General features: G+C 71.9%; 18 protein-coding genes. 12 read left to right on the forward strand and 6 right to left on the reverse strand.

The genetic code is table 11. The features are described from left to right. Nucleotide 1: 1 nt before the first annotated feature. The 6 genes from B079_RS0112905 to B079_RS0112930 all read left to right on the forward strand — a co-directional run bounded on the left by B079_RS0112905 (nucleotide 2) and on the right by B079_RS0112930 (nucleotide 5,967). Complete coding sequence (locus tag B079_RS0112905) at nucleotides 2-1,174, forward strand: GTP-binding protein (protein WP_018546224.1); 1,173 nt, start codon at nucleotides 2-4, stop codon at nucleotides 1,172-1,174. Nucleotides 1,175-1,326: 152 nt separating this feature from the next. Continuing rightward, nucleotides 1,327-1,764, forward strand: coding sequence for a Fur family transcriptional regulator (locus B079_RS31915; RefSeq protein WP_018546225.1), 438 nt, complete (start codon nucleotides 1,327-1,329; stop codon nucleotides 1,762-1,764). A gap of 151 nt (nucleotides 1,765-1,915) precedes the next feature. Continuing rightward, on the forward strand, nucleotides 1,916-2,848 hold the full coding sequence (locus tag B079_RS0112915) for a metal ABC transporter solute-binding protein, Zn/Mn family (protein WP_018546226.1): 933 nt from the start codon (nucleotides 1,916-1,918) through the stop codon (nucleotides 2,846-2,848). Nucleotides 2,849-2,892: 44 nt separating this feature from the next. Beyond that, a complete protein-coding gene (locus tag B079_RS0112920; protein ID WP_018546227.1) occupies nucleotides 2,893-3,741 on the forward strand; it encodes a metal ABC transporter ATP-binding protein in 849 nt (282 codons plus the stop codon). Then, nucleotides 3,738-4,619 carry a metal ABC transporter permease gene (locus B079_RS0112925; protein ID WP_018546228.1) on the forward strand — a complete coding sequence of 294 codons (882 nt, stop codon included), beginning with the start codon at nucleotides 3,738-3,740 and terminating at the stop codon, nucleotides 4,617-4,619. The genes B079_RS0112920 and B079_RS0112925 overlap by 4 nt, the downstream gene beginning before the upstream one ends. Nucleotides 4,620-4,668: 49 nt before the next feature. Beyond that, nucleotides 4,669-5,967 carry a YibE/F family protein gene (locus B079_RS0112930; protein WP_018546229.1) on the forward strand — a complete coding sequence of 433 codons (1,299 nt, stop codon included), beginning with the start codon at nucleotides 4,669-4,671 and terminating at the stop codon, nucleotides 5,965-5,967. Nucleotides 5,968-6,023: 56 nt separating this feature from the next. Here B079_RS0112930 and B079_RS0112935 read toward each other — a convergent pair whose 3' ends face one another. Then, a complete protein-coding gene (locus B079_RS0112935) occupies nucleotides 6,024-7,154 on the reverse strand; it encodes a PP2C family protein-serine/threonine phosphatase (RefSeq protein WP_018546230.1) in 1,131 nt (376 codons plus the stop codon). Nucleotides 7,155-7,754: 600 nt separating this feature from the next. On the opposite strand from B079_RS0112935, the gene dhaK reads away from it, so the two are divergent. The 3 genes from dhaK (at nucleotide 7,755) to B079_RS0112950 (ending at nucleotide 9,876) form a co-directional block, all read left to right on the forward strand. After that, the gene (dhaK, locus tag B079_RS0112940) at nucleotides 7,755-8,747 is read left to right on the forward strand and encodes a dihydroxyacetone kinase subunit DhaK (protein WP_018546231.1); all 993 of its coding nucleotides are present in this window, start codon (nucleotides 7,755-7,757) and stop codon (nucleotides 8,745-8,747) included. 117 nt (nucleotides 8,748-8,864) lie between these two features. After that, entirely contained in the window at nucleotides 8,865-9,473 is a 609-nt protein-coding gene (gene dhaL / locus B079_RS0112945; protein WP_018546232.1) for a dihydroxyacetone kinase subunit DhaL, read from the forward strand. Beyond that, complete coding sequence (locus tag B079_RS0112950; RefSeq protein ID WP_018546233.1) at nucleotides 9,466-9,876, forward strand: PTS-dependent dihydroxyacetone kinase phosphotransferase subunit DhaM; 411 nt, start codon at nucleotides 9,466-9,468, stop codon at nucleotides 9,874-9,876. The genes dhaL and B079_RS0112950 overlap by 8 nt, the downstream gene beginning before the upstream one ends. Before the next feature lie 123 nt (nucleotides 9,877-9,999). On the opposite strand, the gene B079_RS0112955 is transcribed toward B079_RS0112950, so the two are convergent. Beyond that, on the reverse strand, nucleotides 10,000-10,701 hold the full coding sequence (locus B079_RS0112955) for a glycoside hydrolase family 75 protein (RefSeq protein ID WP_018546234.1): 702 nt from the start codon (nucleotides 10,699-10,701) through the stop codon (nucleotides 10,000-10,002). Nucleotides 10,702-11,069: 368 nt separating this feature from the next. Between B079_RS0112955 and B079_RS0112960 the strand changes: the two genes are divergently transcribed. Both B079_RS0112960 and B079_RS31920 read left to right on the forward strand, forming a co-directional pair. Further along, nucleotides 11,070-12,050 carry a fibronectin type III domain-containing protein gene (locus B079_RS0112960; protein ID WP_018546235.1) on the forward strand — a complete coding sequence of 327 codons (981 nt, stop codon included), beginning with the start codon at nucleotides 11,070-11,072 and terminating at the stop codon, nucleotides 12,048-12,050. 190 nt (nucleotides 12,051-12,240) lie between these two features. Continuing rightward, nucleotides 12,241-12,918: a hypothetical protein gene (locus B079_RS31920; RefSeq protein WP_037801488.1), complete on the forward strand. Its 678-nt coding sequence runs from the start codon at nucleotides 12,241-12,243 to the stop codon at nucleotides 12,916-12,918. 59 nt (nucleotides 12,919-12,977) lie between these two features. Here B079_RS31920 and B079_RS0112975 read toward each other — a convergent pair whose 3' ends face one another. Then, nucleotides 12,978-13,541: a PadR family transcriptional regulator gene (locus tag B079_RS0112975; RefSeq protein WP_018546238.1), complete on the reverse strand. Its 564-nt coding sequence runs from the start codon at nucleotides 13,539-13,541 to the stop codon at nucleotides 12,978-12,980. A 25-nt stretch (nucleotides 13,542-13,566) separates the two neighbouring features. After that, nucleotides 13,567-15,582 (reverse strand): NADPH-dependent 2,4-dienoyl-CoA reductase, encoded by a 2,016-nt coding sequence (locus B079_RS0112980; protein WP_018546239.1) that lies wholly within the window; start codon nucleotides 15,580-15,582, stop codon nucleotides 13,567-13,569. A gap of 152 nt (nucleotides 15,583-15,734) precedes the next feature. On the opposite strand from B079_RS0112980, the gene B079_RS0112985 reads away from it, so the two are divergent. Beyond that, on the forward strand, nucleotides 15,735-16,127 hold the full coding sequence (locus tag B079_RS0112985) for a tautomerase family protein (RefSeq protein ID WP_018546240.1): 393 nt from the start codon (nucleotides 15,735-15,737) through the stop codon (nucleotides 16,125-16,127). A gap of 33 nt (nucleotides 16,128-16,160) precedes the next feature. Here B079_RS0112985 and B079_RS0112990 read toward each other — a convergent pair whose 3' ends face one another. Beyond that, a complete protein-coding gene (locus tag B079_RS0112990) occupies nucleotides 16,161-16,532 on the reverse strand; it encodes a hypothetical protein (protein WP_018546241.1) in 372 nt (123 codons plus the stop codon). Between the two features lie 152 nt (nucleotides 16,533-16,684). Then, the gene (locus tag B079_RS0112995) at nucleotides 16,685-17,563 is read right to left on the reverse strand and encodes a hypothetical protein (protein WP_018546242.1); all 879 of its coding nucleotides are present in this window, start codon (nucleotides 17,561-17,563) and stop codon (nucleotides 16,685-16,687) included. Nucleotides 17,564-17,691: the final 128 nt, after the last annotated feature.

Below are 17,691 nucleotides of genomic sequence, written 5' to 3' on the forward strand. Positions count from 1 at the left end.
GATGCCGAACCGCCGACTGCCCGTCACCGTCCTGTCCGGCTTCCTCGGAGCGGGCAAGACCACCCTGCTCAACCATGTGCTCGGCAACCGCGAGGGCCTGCGGGTCGCCGTCATCGTCAACGACATGAGCGAGATCAACATCGACGCGGCGCTGGTGCGCGGCGGCGAGGCCGCTCTGTCGCGGACCGAGGAACGGCTGGTCGAGATGACCAACGGCTGCATCTGCTGCACACTCCGCGACGACCTGCTGGAGGAGGTGGACCGGCTGGCCCGGGAGGACCGCTTCGACTACCTCCTGATCGAGTCGAGCGGCATCTCCGAGCCCATGCCGGTCGCGGCCACCTTCACCTTCGCCCGGGGCGACGGCGCCACCCTCGGCGATCTCGCCCGCCTCGACACCATGGTCACGGTCGTCGACGCCGCCAACTTCCTGGCCGAACTCGCGGGCGGCGACGACCTCGTGGCGCGGGGCCTCGATCAGTACGAGGACGACGAACGCACCGTCAGCGATCTCCTGATGGACCAGGTCGAGTTCGCCGACGTCATCGTGCTCAACAAGCTCGACCTCGTCACCGAGGAGGACGCTGAACGACTCCGGGCCGCTCTCGGCCGTCTCAACCCCCTGGCCCGGATCGTGCCCGCCGTCCACGGGCGGGTACCCCTCGATGTCGTCCTCGGCACCCGGCTGTTCGACCTGGAACGGGCCCAGCGGGCTCCCGGCTGGGTCGCGGAACTCAACGGCGACCACGTCCCGGAGACCGAGGAGTACGGCGTCTCCTCGATCGTCTTCCGCTCCTCGCGGCTCTTCCACCCCGAGCGGCTGTGGCGGTTCGTCACCGAGCGGCTGGACAGCGGCGCCTACGGCCGCGTCCTCCGCTCGAAGGGCTTCTTCGTCCTGGCCGGCCGCCCGCACGTCACCGGGCTGTGGTCGCAGGCGGGTTCGGTCGCCCGCTTCGAGCCCTCCGCCGCCCGGGACACCGGCGAGGCGACGGGTCAGGAACTGGTCTTCATCGGCACGGACCTGCGCGCCGACGAGCTGCGCTCCGCCCTCACCGGCTGCCTGCTGACGGACGGTGAGAGCCCGCCGCCGCACGACCCGTTCCCCGTGTGGGACACCTACGGCATCGACGACACGTGCGCCCATGAGGACCCGGCCCTCGTGACGCACTCCTGAAAACTCCGGTCCGGACGGTGGTCGCAGCCACGGCACCGTCCGGACCGGCCCCGCACGACGCACGCGCCGCCGCTGCGGCGGCGCGGCGACGCGATGCGGGTGGCCCGAGCCTGTCGGACGGACACCTCGATCGGCACAGGAGGCCCGACGCCATGAAAGACGCCCTGGCCAAGGAGCAGGCGCCGAGCTGGCGGTCCACCCGGCAGCGGGCCGCGACACTGCGGGCGCTGCGCGACGCGACCGGCTTCGTCTCGGCGACCGAGCTGCACGCGGCCCTGACCGCCGACGGCGTCACCATCGGGCTGACCACGGTGTACCGGACACTGCGCGTGCTGGAGCGGACCGGCCACGTCGACGTGGTGCGGGAGAAGACCGGCGAGCGCCTCTACCGGCCGCGACCCGCGGACGGGCACCGCCACTACCTGGTCTGCCGGCACTGCGGCCACAGCCGCCCCGTCGACGCGGACAGCGTGGAGCGGTGGGCGGAGAGTCTGACCGCGTCCACCGGGTTCACCGCCGTCGAACACACCCTGGAACTCACCGGCGTCTGCGGGCCCTGCCGGTCGGGCCCGGCGCCGTCACCCAGGTAGCCGATACGTCAAGTATCGGCAACGATTGTCATATCGGACAGCTCGATCATAGTTTTGACATCCGTTTTCATCTAGCGTGGACGACACGGACCCCGTCCCTGTCGATCCCATCGCCTCACCCCCGTTCACCACGCACTGCGGAGGATCTTCCATGTCTACGTTCTCGTCCCGTCACGTCACCCTTCTCGTGGGTGCGTCCCTTGTCCTGGTGGCGGGTTGCGGCAGCTCCTCGGACGCCAAGGACGACGGGAACGCGACCGCCCCCGCGGCTTCCTCCAAGGTCACGGTGGTCGCCTCGACGAACGTCTACGGGGACATCGCCCGGCAGATAGGCGGCGACAAGGTCACCGTCGCCTCGATCATCAGCGATCCCGACCAGGACCCGCACTCCTACGAGGCCAGCACCCGGAACCAGCTGGCGCTGTCCAAGGCGAAGCTCGTCATCGAGAACGGCGGCGGCTACGACGACTTCATCGACCGCATGCTCAAGAGCAGCAAGTCCTCCGCCGAGGTCGTCAACGCGGTCGACGTCTCCGGCAAGACCGCTCCCGAGGGCGGAGAACTCAACGAGCACGTCTGGTACGACTTCCCCACCACCGCCAAGATCGCCGACCGCATCGCCGCGGCCCTGGGCAAGGCCGCCCCCGTCGACGCCCCCGCCTTCACCGAGAACGCCAAGGCGTTCAAGGCGAAGCTCCAGCCGCTCGAGGCGAAGGAGGCGGAGATCAAGAAGGCCCACGGGGGCGAGGGCATCGCCATCACCGAGCCCGTGCCGCTGTATCTGACCGGGGCCTCCGGGCTGGTGAACAAGACGCCCGAGGAGTTCAGCGAGGCCGTCGAAGAGGGCGACGACGTGTCCCCGAAGGTCCTCCACGACACCCTGGCGTTGTTCACCGGCAAGAAGGTCAAGGCGCTGGTCTACAACGAGCAGACCTCCGGACCCGAGACCGAGAAGGTCAAGGCGGCTGCCGAGAAGGCAGGCATCGCCGTCGTTCCCGTCACCGAGACGCTGCCCGAGGGCAAGGACTACGTCGGCTGGATGACCTCCAACGTCGACGCCCTGGCCCACGCCTTGGACAAGTGAGCGAGCCGGACGTGATATCCGTACCCCGGGCCCGGGGAAGCAGGGTGACGGCCGCCGCCGACGGTGACGGCCGCCCTGTGATCAGCCTCGACGAGGCCGCCGTCTCCTACGGCACTCGTACGGTGTGGCGCGACCTGAACCTGGAGGTGCGGCCCGGGGAGTTCGTCGCGGTACTCGGGCCGAACGGGTCGGGCAAGACGAGCCTCATGAAGGCCCTGCTCGGCAGGCAGCCGCTGTCCCACGGCACGCTGACCGTCCTCGGCCGCCCGCCGCGCGACGCCGGACGGCACATCGGGTACATCCCGCAGCAGGCGTCGCTGTCCGCGCAGACGATGCTGCGGGCACGCGACCTGGTGCGTTTCGGGATCGACGGCCATCGCTTCGGACTCCGGCTGCGGACCAACGGCACCCGGCGCCGGGTCGACGAGATCCTGGAGCAGGTCGGCGCCTCGGCCTACGCGGACGTCCCGGTGAACCTCCTCTCCGGTGGCGAGCGCCAACGCGTCCGTGTCGCCCAGGCGTTGGCCACCGATCCACGCCTCCTGCTGTGCGACGAACCGCTGCTCTCCCTGGACCTCAACCATCAGCGCGCGGTCACCCGGCTCATCGACGCCCGCCGCCGTTCCCACCGGACGGCCGTGGTCTTCGTGACCCACGAGATCAACCCCGTGCTCGACCTGGTGGACCGGGTGCTGTATCTGGCCCCCGGCGGCCATCGCGTCGGCACACCGGAGGAGGTGCTGACCTCCGAGTCCCTGTCCGGTCTCTACGGCACGCGGGTCGACGTCGTCCGTGTGCACGGCCGGATCGTGGTGGTCGGCGTACCCGACGGAGCGGCGGCCCCGCCGCACCACAGTCCCGCACCCCGCACGTCCGACGGAGCCCGGTCATGACCCTCGCCGACGGGATCTGGCAGCAGATCTTCACCTTCGACCACTACGGCGAACTGCTCGTCCTGGTCCGCAACTCGCTGATCGCCGGTGCCGCCCTCGGCCTGATCGGCGGGCTGGCCGGGATCTTCGTCATCATGCGGGACCTCCCCTTCGCCGTGCACGGGATCAGCGAGCTGTCCTTCGCGGGCGCCTCGGCCGCGCTGCTGCTGGGGGCGAACGTCGTGGCGGGGTCCATCGTCGGCTCTCTCGTCGCGGCGGGCGCGATCGGGCTCCTCGGGGCCCGGGCCCGCGGCCACAACTCGGCGATCGGCATCCTCATGCCGTTCGGCCTGGGCCTGGGCGTCCTGTTCCTCGCGCTCTACAAGGGCCGGGCCGCCAACAAGTTCGGCCTGCTCACGGGGCAGATCGTGGCCGTCGACACCCCGCAGACGACCTGGCTGCTCGGCACCTCCGCCGTGGTGCTGATCGCGCTCGCGGTGATGTGGCGACCGCTCACCTTCGCCAGCGCCGATCCGGACGTGGCCGAGGCCCGGGGTGTCCCCGTACGCGGGCTCTCCCTGGCCTTCATGATCGTGCTGGGACTGGCCGTCGCCCTGTCCGTCCAGGTCGTCGGCGCGCTGCTGGTCCTCGCACTCGTCGTCACCCCTGCCGCGGCGGCTGCTCGCGTCACCGCCTCACCCGTCCTGCTGCCCCTGCTCAGCACGGTCTTCGCGGTGATCTCCATCGAGGGCGGCATCCTCCTCGCCCTGGGCAGCAGCATCCCCATCAGCCCGTACGTCACGACGATCTCCTTCACCGTCTACGTCGTCTGCCGCCTGGTCGGCAGTCGCCGGACCCGGCGTCTCGGCGCCCGCAGGGCGGTACCGCAGCCGGTCTGAGGAAGGGGCCCACGATCCCGACACGACGAGCAGAAGGCCGGGGCGCACGATGAACGGCACCGAGCACGACGCGGAGCACGGTCCCGCGGCTGACGTCCGAGGCCACGCGCACGGTCACAGCCACCGGCGCCCCATTCCCGTCTCGCGGCGTCTGCGCGGAGTCGTCGCGGCGATCCTGGTCCCCTTCGCTTCCGCCGTCGTGGTGGGACTCGTCGTCCTCTGGCCCGGTGGTTCGCCCGCGCATCACCACACCGGAGTCGGCTTCGACCGCCAGACACGGCAGGCCACGGTCATCAAGCTGCTCAGGGTGAGCTGCGAGTCGGTGAACGACTCCGGGGACACGCCGACAGGCGACACCTCGACCGCCGAGGGCTCCTCCGCGGTGCAGCAGGCGTACGGCACCTGCCACGTCGCCACGATCCGCGTCGACACCGGCGACCACGAAGGCCGTACTTTCACCGAGATCGTGCAGCCCGACCAGCCGCGGCAGCTCCGCCAGGGGGAGAAGGTCGTGGTCGCCTACGAGCCCTCGGCACCCGAGGGGCTGCGGTACACGGTCACCGACGTCGACCGCCGGTTCCCCATGGGCCTGCTGGCCGGTGTCTTCGCGCTCGCCGTGGTGACGGTGGGACGGCTGCGCGGGGTGACGGCGCTCGCGGCGCTGGCCATCAGCTTCCTGGTGCTGGACCTCTTCGTCCTGCCCGCGATCCTGCGGGGCGCGAACCCGCTGCTCGTGGCCGTGGTCGGATCGAGTGCGATCATGCTGATCGCCCTGTACCTGTGCCACGGCCTGTCGGCACGCACGTCGGTGGCCGTCCTGGGCACCCTGATCTCTCTCGCTCTGATCGGCGTCCTCGGTGCGGAGTTCATCGGCTGGGCCGCGCTCACCGGCGACACCGACGACGACACCGGGCTGATCCACGGCCTCTACCCGTCGATCGACATGAGCGGCCTTCTGCTGGCGGGCGTCATCATCGGTTCGCTCGGTGTGCTGGACGACGTGACGGTGACCCAGACCTCGGCCGTCTGGGAGCTGCACGAGGCCAACCCCACGATGGGCTGGCGGGGTCTGTACCGGGCGGGCATCCGTATCGGCCGCGACCACATCGCCTCCGTGGTCAACACCCTCGTCCTCGCCTACGCGGGCGCCGCGCTCCCCCTGCTGCTGCTCTTCTCGCTCGCGCGGAGCGGTGTCGGTACGGTGGCCGACAGCGAGCTGGTCGCCGAGGAGATCATCCGCACCCTGGTCGGGTCGATCGGTCTGGTGGCGTCGGTGCCGGTCACCACGCTCCTCGCCGCCCTGGTCGTCTCGGCGGACCGGCCACGTCACCTCGGGCCGGGCCGATGACGCGCCCGTGCGACGCCCCGCTCCTGCCGTCCCGACCCCGGCTTGTCCCGGTGATCTCACCGAGACAAGCTGCGTGAGGGGGGCGAGGGGCCCGCGGCCGGTTGCCGGGCGACGGCGAGGATGGCCATGTCGTCCTGCTGCCCGCCTCCCGTCCAGCGGTGGACGTCCGCGGTGAGGGCGCGGACCAGGGACTCGGGACTGTCGAAACTGCGCCCGGCGAGACAGGACGAGCAGGGGTCGTAGAAGACGCCCTCGCGGTTGCGCGCCTCGGTGACGCCGTCGGTGACCAGGAGCAGCAGGGCGCCGACCGGCAGCGGCAGGACGTCGACCTGCGCGGCGTCCGGGCCGGGGGCGAGTCCCCTCAGTCCCATGCCCAGGGGCAGCTGCGGAACGCTCGCGTCGAGCCGGGTCAGCCGTCCTTCGTACACCAAGTACGGTGCGGGATGACCGCGGTTGAGCAGTCGCACGACGTCGCCCCGCGCGGAGACCTCCGCCAGCAGGGCCGTGGCGAAGTCCTCGGTGGCGATGTCCTGGGCCAGGCCCCGGCCGGCCTCCCTGGCCAGTGCGTCGTCGAGCCGTTCCGCCAGGGCGGCCAGATCGGGGGCGTACTCGGCCTCCTGACGGAACGCGCCGATCGCCACGGAAACCGCGGCGACGGCCTGAAGCCCCTTGCCGCGCACATCCCCGATGATCATACGGATGCCGAACGGGGTGTCCTGCACCGCGAACAAGTCCCCACCGATCCGCGCCTCGGCCTGGGCCGCGGTATAGCCGGAAGCGACAGCCAGGGGCCCCACGTGGACCGGGGGTTGCGGCAGCACGGCCCGCTGGACGGCCTCCGCGATGCCCCGGGCCTGTGCGAGATCACGCCGTTGGCTCTCCACCAGGGCATTCACCGCCAGGGCCAAGGCGCCGACCAGGCCGATCACGGCCAGATCCACCCAGAGCGCTGACGCCGGGCGCCCCCGGTAGAGGTCAAGGCCCACCGAGGCGGCGACCGCTACACACGCGAAGCACAGAGCCGTCCGGAACGACAGCATCGCCCCGGCCATCAGCGGCGACGCCGCCAGCAGGGGAAGCCCCACGTACGGGCGCGGCGCGAAAGCAGTGAGCAGCCCACCGACCACGAGCACGCATGCCGCCAGGGCCCAGGGGAACTTACCGGACGCGCGCCGCAGCCTCTCCACCAATGCCTCCTAGCCTGACATATGACCTAAAGAGGCATACTTCCGGATTCTCCTGCGGATCACTCGACGAGACCGGCGGTTTCTCCGGGTACGGCACCACCCCCAGCGCATGGATACGAGTCCGCCGCCGGAACCCCGCCCGTCACCCCAAGGCTGTTCGAACCTGCGACACCGCCCCGTCCGGCGGCGCGCTATCTCGGTCACCCGCCGAGGCCACCCATATGGCTGATGCGCGGCTCCCTGAACATCGAGCCGATTCCGCCGGCCATCCGTTCCGACGGCATGACCGGCGCACACCACGCTTCTACAGGCCGAGCACGCCGGCAGAGACGCCCCAATGCTTGTACTGACCGCTGCGTGCGCGCCGGGGTCGGTACAAGCACCTTCCGCACTCCACGTGACCTTCGCTGCCGCAAGGTCGATACTGCCCACAGTAGGGCTGCTCCCGCAGCCGAACCGGCCACCGACAGTCATCTGAAGTCCCGCCAGAACCCGCTCCCGACCACCATGGACCACCAAGATCAAAACCCGGCCTCACCCGGAATGACCAGCAAAAACGCTGCACAGCGGCCCGTCTGCTAGCTTCCCCAGGAGATACCGATGAAGATGTTGATCAACGTCCCGGAGACCGTGGTGGCGGATGCGCTGCGGGGTATGGCAGCCGCGTATCCGGATCTGAACGTGGACGTGGAGAACCGGATCGTCGTGCGGCGGGACGCGCCTGTCGAGGGGCAGGTGGGGCTGGTGTCGGGCGGCGGGTCGGGGCACGAGCCGTTGCACGGGGGGTTCGTCGGGCCGGGGATGCTGTCCGCAGCGTGCCCGGGTGAGGTGTTCACCTCGCCGGTGCCGGATCAGATGGCCCGGGCGGCGGCGGCCGTGGACAGCGGGGCCGGGGTGCTGTTCATCGTGAAGAACTACACCGGTGACGTGCTGAACTTCGACATGGCCGCCGAGCTGGCCGAGGACGAGGGCATCCAGGTCGGCAAGGTGCTGGTGAACGACGACGTGGCGGTGACCGACAGCCTGTACACCGCCGGGCGGCGCGGTACCGGCGCGACGCTGTTCGTCGAGAAGATCGCCGGAGCCGCGGCGGCCGAGGGGCAGCCGCTGGAGCGGGTGGAGGCGATCGGGCGCCAGGTGAACGAGAACGCGCGCAGTTTCGGTGTCGCGCTGAGTGCCGTCACCACCCCCGCCAAGGGGTCGCCGACCTTCGATCTGCCGCCCGGCGAGCTGGAGTTGGGCATCGGCATCCACGGTGAGCCGGGCCGCGAGCGGCGGCCGATGATGACCTCCGGGGAGATCGCGGACTTCGCGGTGAACGCCATCCTGGAGGACATGCCGCCGCGCAACCCCGTGCTGCTGCTGGTCAACGGCATGGGCGGCACCCCGCTCCTCGAGCTGTTCGGCTTCAACGCCGAGGTGCAGCGGGTGCTCGCGGAACGCGGTGTGGCGGTGGCCCGTACCCTCGTCGGCAACTACGTCACCTCCCTCGACATGGCGGGCGCCTCCGTGACCCTGTGCCAGGCCGACGAGGAGCTGCTGCGGCTGTGGGACGCGCCGGTGAAGACCCCGGCGCTGCGCTGGGGGATGTGACCCGGCGCGCCCCCGTGCCCGTGCGGCCCAGCACTCAAGTGCCCGCGAGCCCGGTGGCCCGACTTGACCGTCCGCACCGTCCGCATCGTCCAAGGCTTGACCGTCCAAGGAGGCCCAGTGCTCGACGCCGATTTCTTCCGCCGCTGGATGACGGCGGCTGCCTCGTCGATCGACCAGGAGGCGAGCCGGCTCACCGCTCTCGACTCGGCCATCGGTGACGCCGACCACGGCAGCAACATGCAGCGCGGCTTCGCGGCTGTGGTCACCGCCCTGGAGAAGGAGGCGCCGGACACCCCGGGCGGGGTGCTGACCCTGGCCGGGCGCAAGCTGATATCGACGGTCGGCGGCGCCTCCGGACCGCTCTACGGCACGCTGCTGCGCCGCGCGGGCAAGGCCCTCGGCGACGACGTCCAGGTGAGCGAGGCCCAGCTCGCCGAGGCGCTCAGGGCCGGGGTGGACGGCGTGAGGGCGCTCGGCGGCGCGGCGCCCGGCGACAAGACCATGCTCGACGCCCTGATCCCGGCCGTGGACGCGCTCGGCGACGGTTTCCCGGCCGCGCGCGCGGCGGCCGAGGAGGGCGCCGTGGCCACCACCCCGCTGCTCGCCCGCAAGGGGCGGGCCAGTTATCTGGGCGAACGCAGCATCGGCCACCAGGACCCCGGCGCCACGTCGTCGGCCCTGCTGATCGCGGCGCTCGCGAAGACGGCGGAGGTGTCCGGTGAGTGACAACGGACTGGTCGGGATCGTGCTGGTGTCGCACAGCGCCGGGGTCGCGGAGTCGGTCGCGGAGCTGGCGAAGGGGCTCGCGGGCGGGGCCGAGTCGGTGCCGGTCGCGGCGGCGGGCGGCACCGAGGGCGGCGGACTCGGGACGAGCGCCGAGCTGATCGGCGCCGCTGCCGCCGCCGTGGACCAGGGCGCCGGGGTCGCCGTCCTCACCGACCTCGGCAGCGCGGTCCTCACCGTGAAGGCGCTCCTCGCGGAGGGCGACGAACTCCCCGAGAACACCCGCCTGGTGGACGCCCCGTTCCTGGAGGGCGCGGTGGCCGCGGTGGTGACGGCGGGCACCGGCGCGGACCTGGCCGCGGTGGCGGCGGCGGCCGAGGAGGCGTACGGCTACCGGAAGGTGTGAGCGCCCCAGCGCACGGACGGTACGACGGTTCGGGCGCGGCCGGTGCGGCGGTTCGGCGCGGCTGGTACGGCGGCCCCGTGCGGCCACCGCGCCGCGCCTCGCGCCGTCCCGGCCGTCCGCGTGTCAGCCCACGTGCCGTACGAGACGCCGCGCCAGCCGCTTCCCCAGGGCCGTCGTCTGCGCGCGGTCCTCGATGTGCCGGGCCCGCGCGTCCTTGAAGACGATGTACGTGACACCCGAAGGGGCGCCCCCGTAGCGGGGGTCGGGGTCGATCCCGAGGGCGCGGGCAGTGGCGTAGGACGCCTCGCCGATGACGTCCCGGGGGCCGGTGTCGCCGACGACGGCGTACACGACCCGGTCCCGGTACAGCACGGCGGCGACCGAGCCGCCCTTGATGCCGTGGGCGCGGTGGCTCCAGCGGGGGCCTGCGGGCGGGACGACGATGTAGGGCAGCTTCTCGGCGTTCAGCATCCGGCCGTCGGACTGCCGGAAGGCGGTGGTCGCGGCGAAGGTGGGGTCGGTGCGGTGATTGCAGTGGGCGGTGGGTCGTCCGTCGCAGTCGATGTCCAGGTCCGCCTTCCAGTGGACCGCCTCGCGGGTGCCGCAGATCCGGACCCGGGCGGGGGTTCCGGCGTCCAGGCGGTACCGGCCGCGTGAGATCGGGTCGCATCCGCCGACCGCGCGCCGCAGCTGGGCGGCGCTCACGGCGCGCTCGCCATGGAACACGATGCGCTTCGGGTACGGCACGGATGCGGCGGCGGGGTTCGCGGTCGGGGCAAGAAGGGCAACGCCGGTGGCGGCCAGCGTCAGCGTCCGGACACGCACTCTGTGGACCCTTTCGTGGGGGACGTTCCGGCCCACCATGCACAATCGACGCGTGGACGCGTGCGCTCGGCCGCCTGGTTGGGGCCGGATGGAGCAGCGTCCTGACACTCGGTGAGAAACCGGCGGGGGCCGGGGTCCGAGCCTTCTCGGCTCGCCCCGGCCGCCCGCGTCGGCGCGGCTCCGGCGACGACAGCGTGTCCGCGCCCCAGTGAACTCCGCTCGTTTCCGGGGGAGTTCAGCCACAGGGTGCCCACAGCATACGTAACTCCCGCACACGCTCACCACCGCGCCCCCCTTGCCGTGACCTGCCCCGCCGTGCATATTGGTCCGGACTTTTGCCGTGACGCCGTCCCCCGGGAGGCAGCACCGTGCGATGCGTTCCGTTCCGTTCCCTGTCGGCCTGTACGGCGCTGCTGCTGCTCGTGTCCTGCGGCAGCGCGGCCGGTGGTGACGGCGACGACGGCCGGGCCCCGGGTGCCCCGACGGGTGTCACGGCCATGGCGGGCAGCGCCACCAGCGTGCATGTCATGTGGAACGCCTTCACGGAGCGCGCCGGTGTGCACACCTACGAGGTGTATCGCGGCACCACAAAAGTCATGGAAGTACCGGGTGCGCAGCACATGGTGGACGTCACCAGGCTCAAGCCGTCCACCACCTATGTCTTCACCGTGCGGGCACGGGACGCCGAGGGCCGGGTCGGGCCGCCGAGCCGCCGGGTCCGGGCGCGGACGCCGGTCGAGACGGCTGCCGACGACGCGCCGCCGACCCGGCCGGGGCACATGGCGGGGGAACCGGTCGGCAGCAAGGCGGTCCGGCTGTCCTGGTCGGCCGCGCGGGACGACCGGGGTGTGCGGTCGTACGCCGTCCTCCAGGGCGGCACCGAGATCCACACGGTGGCCGGGGACCGGACCTCGGCCGTGGTGACGGGTCTGCGGCCGGGCACCCGGTACACGTTCACCGTCCGGGCCCGGGACGCGGCGGGCAACCTCTCCCCCGCGGGCACCCCGGTCCGGCTGACCACCCCGGGCACCGACGACGGCCGGGGCACGGCGCCGACGGACTTCACCGCGGGGACACACCGGTCCGGCACCGCGTACTACATCGACCTGGCCTGGAACCCGCCCCGCGTCGACGGGGTGATCACCGAGTACGACATCCGGCTCGACGGGAAGGCGGCCACCTCGCTGGTGTGGGGCGGCGAACCGCCGCACGGCCGGGCGCGCTACAGCTTCTACGCCGGGCAGGAGGCGGGCACCGAGCACCGGGTACGGCTGCGGGCGAGGCTGCCGGACGGCACCTGGGGCGGGCTGTCGGCGGAGCGGACCGTGACGACCGGCGCGAAGGGCTGACCGACCGGTCTCCCCGAGAGGGGGTCGGCGGGGAACTCCCGCACCGGACGGCCCAGTCCGTCACCTGTGCGGGCGCGCTGCGGGTGCGGCGCGGTCCGGGGCCGCGTTTGCTGCCGTTGAGGCAGCACGGACGTTTCCGATCTCGGCGGCGCACGGGACGTACCGCCGAGATCGCCGCCGGAGGCCAGCCATGCGCAATCCGCGACCCCTGCTCCGCACCGGTCTGTCCCTGGCGGGCGCCGCCGCGCTGCCGGTGCTGTGCGCCGGTCCGTCCGCCGCCGTATCGGGCATCTCCGTGAGCGCCAACGGCTCCATAGTCTCGGTGGTCACCAGCGCCTGCGCCCAGACCAACGGCAGTTGGGGCACGGCCTCGCTGCTCGTCAGGGGGCAGACGAGTTTCGACCAGGGGGTGCGGTCGGCGCTGTCGGGCACGGCCACCAGCCAGTCCGCGGCCTGGTCGGGGGTCGGCCCGGGGACGTACACGGTGATGGTGATCTGCTCCAGCGGGGCGGCTGCGGGCACCCAGACCATCACGGTGGGGGCGGCGTCCGCACCCACGATCTCCGCGACCTCCCGGCCCTCGGCAACGCCGTCCCGGAGTACGGCGACCCCTTCGCGCACGGCGGCAACTCCCTCCCGCAGCGCGGCGACGCCGTCCGGCGGCACGTCAACTCCCGCGCGCGGTACGGCGACACCCTCCCGCGCCGCTGTGACGCCCTCCCGTGGAGTGGCGGGCGGACTCGGCGGTGCGGTGAGCGACTACGGCCCCGTCACCCTGGGCATCGGCGCGGGCCTCGCGGGCTCGGGGATCATCGCGGCGGCCTGGTTCCTGCGCCGCCCGAAGCCGCGTCGGCGGTACTGGTACTGACCGGACGGCCCGGAGACAGCCCGAGGACGACCCGGAGATGTCCCGGGGACACCGCACCCTCAGTCCGCCGCATCCCCCGCCCGCTCGCCCGACAGCGCCGCGACCTCCTCCAGCGCCCCGGAGAGCCACCCGGTCCAGAAGGTCTCCAGGTCGATCCCCGCGCGCAGCACCAGATGCCGCAGCCGGTCCTCGGGGGTGTCCCGGCCCGGCGGGAAATCGCGCCGTTCGATCTCCTCGTACTCCGCCAACTGCCGCCGGTGCAGCTCCAGATGGCGGTGCAGGTCGGCTTCGAGGCCCGCTGTGCCGACGACCGCCGCCGCCCGGAGCCGCAGCAGCAGGGTGTCCCGCAGGGGCTTCGGGTCCTGGGCGGCGGCGGTCCAGCGGGCGAGTTCTCCGCGGCCCGCGGGCAGGACCTCGTAGCTCTTCTTCTGCCCACGGGCCGGCTGCGCGGCGGGCAGCTCGCGGATGAACCCCTCGGCCTCCAGTTTGCCCAGCTCACGGTAGATCTGCTGATGCGTCGCGGACCAGAAGTAGCCGATCGACTTGTCGAAGCGGCGGGTCAGTTCCAGGCCGGACGACGGCTTCTCCAGCAGGGCGGTGAGGATGGCGTGCGGGAGTGACATGGGGCTCATCCTAGGGAGACACCCCCTACAGGCTCGCCGCCAGCTCGGTGCCCTGCTTGATGGCGCGCTTGGCGTCCAGTTCGGCCGCGACGTCGGCGCCGCCGATGAGGTGCGCGCTCCGCCCGGCGGCGATCAGCGTGTCGTAGAGGTCGCGGCGGGGTTCCTGCCCGGTGCACAGCACCACGGTGTCCACCTCCAGGACCGTGCTCTCGCCGTCGACGGTGATGTGGAGCCCGGCGTCGTCGATGCGGTCGTAGCGCACGCCGGGGACCATGGTGACGCCCCGGTGTTTCAGCTCGGTGCGGTGGATCCAGCCGGTGGTCTTGCCGAGTCCGGCGCCGACCTTGCTGGTCTTGCGCTGGAGGAGGTGGACGGTGCGCGGGGGCGCGGGGCGGCTGGGCGCGGCGAGGCCGCCGGGTGCGGCGTAGTCGGTGTCGACGCCCCAGTGCCGGAAGTACGTCGCGGGGTCCTCGCTCGCCTTGTGGCCGCCGTCGGTGAGGAACTCGGCGACGTCGAAGCCGATGCCGCCCGCGCCGAGCACGGCCACGCGGTCGCCGACGGGGGCGCCGTCGCGCAGCACGTCGAGGTAGCCGAGGACGCGCGGGTGGTCGGCGCCGGGGATGTCGGGGGTGCGCGGGGTGACGCCGGTGGCGACCACGATCTCGTCGTAGCCGGTGAGGTCGTCGGCGCCGACGCGGGTGTTCAGGCGTACGTCGACGTCGTGGGCGGCGAGCTGGTGGCGGAAGTAGCGCAGGGTCTCGTCGAACTCCTGCTTGCCGGGGACCTTGCGGGCGACGTTGAGCTGGCCGCCGATCTCGCTCGCGGCGTCGAACAGGGTGACGGCGTGGCCGCGTTCGGCGGCGGTGACGGCGCAGGCGAGCCCGGCCGGACCGGCGCCGACGACGGCGACGCGCCTGCGCAGCCGGGTCGGGGAGAGCACGAGTTCGGTCTCGTGGCAGGCGCGCGGGTTGACCAGGCAGGAGGTGATCTTGCCGCTGAACGTGTGGTCCAGGCACGCCTGGTTGCAGCCGATGCAGGTGTTGATGGCCTCCGGGGTGCCTGCGGCGGCCTTGGCGACGAAGTCGGGGTCCGCCAGCATCGGCCGGGCCACGGAGACCATGTCGGCGACGCCGTCCGCGAGCAACTGCTCGGCGAGGTCGGGGGTGTTGATGCGGTTGGTGGTCACCAGCGGGACGGACACCTCGCCCATGAGCTTCTTGGTGACCCAGGTGTAGGCGCCGCGCGGCACGGAGGTGGCGATGGTGGGGATGCGCGCCTCGTGCCAGCCGATGCCGGTGTTGATGATCGTGGCCCCGGCCGCCTCGACGGCCTTGGCGAGGGTGACGACCTCGGGCAGCGTGGAGCCGCCGGGGACCAGGTCCAGCATGGAGAGCCGGTAGACGATGACGAAGTCCTCGCCGACGGCCTCGCGGACGCGGCGGACGATCTCGACGGGGAACCGCATCCGGTTCTCGTACGAGCCGCCCCAGCGGTCGGTGCGGTGGTTGGTGCCGGACGCGATGAACTCGTTGATCAGGTAGCCCTCGGAGCCCATGATCTCGACGCCGTCGTATCCGGCGTGCCGGGCGAGGCGGGCGGCGCGGACGTAGTCGTCGATGGTCCGCTCCACGTCCGCGTCGGTGAGTTCGCGCGGGACGAAGGGGCTGATCGGGGCCTGGAGGGGGCTCGGGGCGGCCAGGTCGCGGTGGTAGGCGTAGCGGCCGAAGTGCAGGATCTGCATCGCGATCCGGCCGCCCTCGCGGTGGACGGCGTCGGTGACGACCCGGTGCCGCTCGGCCTCCGCCTCGGTGGTGAGCCTGGCACCGCCCTCGTAGGGGCGCCCCTCGTCGTTGGGGGCGATGCCGCCGGTGACGATCAGGCCCACTCCCCCGCGCGCACGGGCCGCGTAGAACGCCGCCATCCGCTCGAACCCGCGCTCGGCCTCCTCCAGGCCCACGTGCATGGAGCCCATGAGCACGCGGTTGGGGAGTGTGGTGAATCCCAGGTCGAGCGGGGACATCAGGTGCGGGTAACGGCTCATCGGGCCCTCCGTGCGAAATGCGGTCGACCTTTGTTGTAGAGCAACCTCCCGGGTTTGTGCAACTAGTTGCACAAAGAGCGGCCCGCTTCTGTAACTACTAGTATGTACACTCACGGAGCAAGAAGATCGCGGCAGCAACGGAAGGAACTCCCATGCCCTTCGTCCGTATCGACACGCTCGGCGTCGACCCCGGCCGTCTGGACGCGCTCGGCCGCGCGGTGCAGGAGGCCCTGGTGGAGACGCTGGGCGTGCCGCCCGACGACCGCTTCCAGGTGCTCACCGGTCACGACGGCACGCACGGCACCCTGCGCTACGACGACTTCCTGGGCATCCACCGGGACGAGGGGATCGTCTTCGTGGCGATCACGATGCGCTCGGGCCGGACCCCCGGCCAGAAGCGCGCCCTCTACCGCCGGATCGCCGAGCTGGCACAGGCGTACGCGGGCACCGAGCCGCGCAACGTGCTGATCACCGTGACCGAGAGCGAGCCGGTGGACTGGTCGTTCGGGAACGGCGAGGCGCAGTTCGCCCCGGCCGGTATGTGAACCGGCCGGGGCGTACGGGGGCTTCGGTCCGCGTCAGCGGCTTTCCAGGCGCAGATGGAGTTCGCGTTCCTGGTCGCCGGAGGCGGTGCCGGTCTCGTGGACGGTGAAGATGTCGTCGAGGGTGTGGCGGAACCGGTCCACCGCCCAGTAGCCGCCCTGCACGTCCGCGAGGACGGACGCGTCGAGCCGGGCGGGCTCGCAGCCCTCGCGGGCCTCGGTGACGACATAGGTGCCGAGCCACACCATCGGGCGGGTCTCGTGCAGTTGCTGCGGGACCTCGCCCGTGTCCCGGTCGGAGGCGAAGCAGGCGCTCAGTACGTCGAAGACCACCCGGGCGTCCTCCTTGGAGCATCCGCTGATCTCCACCGAGACGCTTTCCGGGTGCGACGGCTCCGGATTGCTCATGACCGCTCCTTTCCCTGGCCGTGCCGCCGGACGGGTACCCCGGGGGACGCGGCCCACGCACGGGAGACGGGCGACGGAAGGGCACGGCCGCCTCGCCCCGTCCGGGGGAGGCGGCCGTGCCCGGTGCGGCCGTCAGCCGCGTGGGAGCACGGTCAGCCGCGCGTGAACTTGTACGTCTTGCTGTCCGTCAGCACGCAGAACCCGGGCGACATCACGATCACCCGCAGGGTGCCGGTGCGGCGGTCGTAGTCGATGCCCTCGGCCTCGAAGTTCCCGGAGCAGGAGCTGCGCAGGGGCAGCTGGCGCAGGGCCGTGACGTGCCCGGAGACATTGCCGCTGCCGCTGGGCTGCGCCGACAGGTCGATCTGGAGCAGCGGCTTGGTCATGCCGAACAGCGAGCCCTCCGGATCGTCGGAGGAGCACAGCAGCGTGGTCGGGCCCGAGAAGTCGCAGCCCTGCACGTCACGCACCGGGTGGTCCAGCTGGACCGTGGAGGCGAGCGGCAGGTCGGCCGAGGGCGAGGTGGAGGCGTTGATGCCGGGGGTGGGGAAGACCAGGAGGCGGTTCATCGTGCCCCACTCCCCCGAGAGCATCCACTGGCCGTCGGGCGAGATGGCGTCCCAGGAGTTGTTGATGGCCTCGCCGGGGGCCAGCGTGTGGACGTACTCCGACCAGGCGCCGCCGGGTGCCTGCACCCGGTACATCTTGGAGTTGCCGGAGTCCCGCTGGTAGGGCTCGATGGAGTAGCCGTTGTACGAGGCGTCCGGGTCGCCGACGTGGTTCCAGCCCCGGGTCGACAGACCCAGCGGGATGGTGCCGATGCCGGTGTAGTGGTTGGGGCTGTTCGCCGGGACCTCGACGGAGGTCAGACCCTGGCTCTCGGTCAGCGGGTCGGCGCGGTCGGAACCGGTCTCGGTCCAGGTGTCCGCCGCCGAGGCGGGGGTGGCGCCGAGGGTCATGACGGCGGCGGTGGCGAGGGTGACGAGGCCGGTGACTAACGCTTGACAGCGCAGCCGGGCGGGCGCGGGCATGGGCCGACTCCTTGAAAAAATAAGGGGGGTGGGACATTCGGTCGGCGGACAGTCTGGCCCGGCCGCACGGGCATGTACATACCAATCAGGGAACGTGGTGTGAACAACGGGGTGTGACATACGTCGCC

This window comes from Streptomyces sp. LaPpAH-108 (assembly GCF_000373625.1).
In the GTDB taxonomy this organism is placed as follows: Bacteria; Actinomycetota; Actinomycetes; order Streptomycetales; family Streptomycetaceae; genus Streptomyces.

Coding starts and splice junctions, on each gene's coding strand:
- B079_RS0112980 (WP_018546239.1), bottom strand. CDS start 15,582: ATGAGCCGTTACCCGCACCTGATGTCCCCGCTCGACCTGGGATTCACC.
- B079_RS31915 (WP_018546225.1), top strand. CDS start 1,327: ATGAAAGACGCCCTGGCCAAGGAGCAGGCGCCGAGCTGGCGGTCCACC.
- B079_RS0112985 (WP_018546240.1), top strand. CDS start 15,735: ATGCCCTTCGTCCGTATCGACACGCTCGGCGTCGACCCCGGCCGTCTG.
- B079_RS0112915 (WP_018546226.1), top strand. CDS start 1,916: ATGTCTACGTTCTCGTCCCGTCACGTCACCCTTCTCGTGGGTGCGTCC.
- B079_RS0112905 (WP_018546224.1), top strand. CDS start 2: ATGCCGAACCGCCGACTGCCCGTCACCGTCCTGTCCGGCTTCCTCGGA.
- B079_RS0112995 (WP_018546242.1), bottom strand. CDS start 17,563: ATGCCCGCGCCCGCCCGGCTGCGCTGTCAAGCGTTAGTCACCGGCCTC.
- dhaK (WP_018546231.1), top strand. CDS start 7,755: ATGAAGATGTTGATCAACGTCCCGGAGACCGTGGTGGCGGATGCGCTG.
- B079_RS0112925 (WP_018546228.1), top strand. CDS start 3,738: ATGACCCTCGCCGACGGGATCTGGCAGCAGATCTTCACCTTCGACCAC.
- B079_RS31920 (WP_037801488.1), top strand. CDS start 12,241: ATGCGCAATCCGCGACCCCTGCTCCGCACCGGTCTGTCCCTGGCGGGC.
- B079_RS0112930 (WP_018546229.1), top strand. CDS start 4,669: ATGAACGGCACCGAGCACGACGCGGAGCACGGTCCCGCGGCTGACGTC.
- B079_RS0112975 (WP_018546238.1), bottom strand. CDS start 13,541: ATGTCACTCCCGCACGCCATCCTCACCGCCCTGCTGGAGAAGCCGTCG.
- B079_RS0112990 (WP_018546241.1), bottom strand. CDS start 16,532: ATGAGCAATCCGGAGCCGTCGCACCCGGAAAGCGTCTCGGTGGAGATC.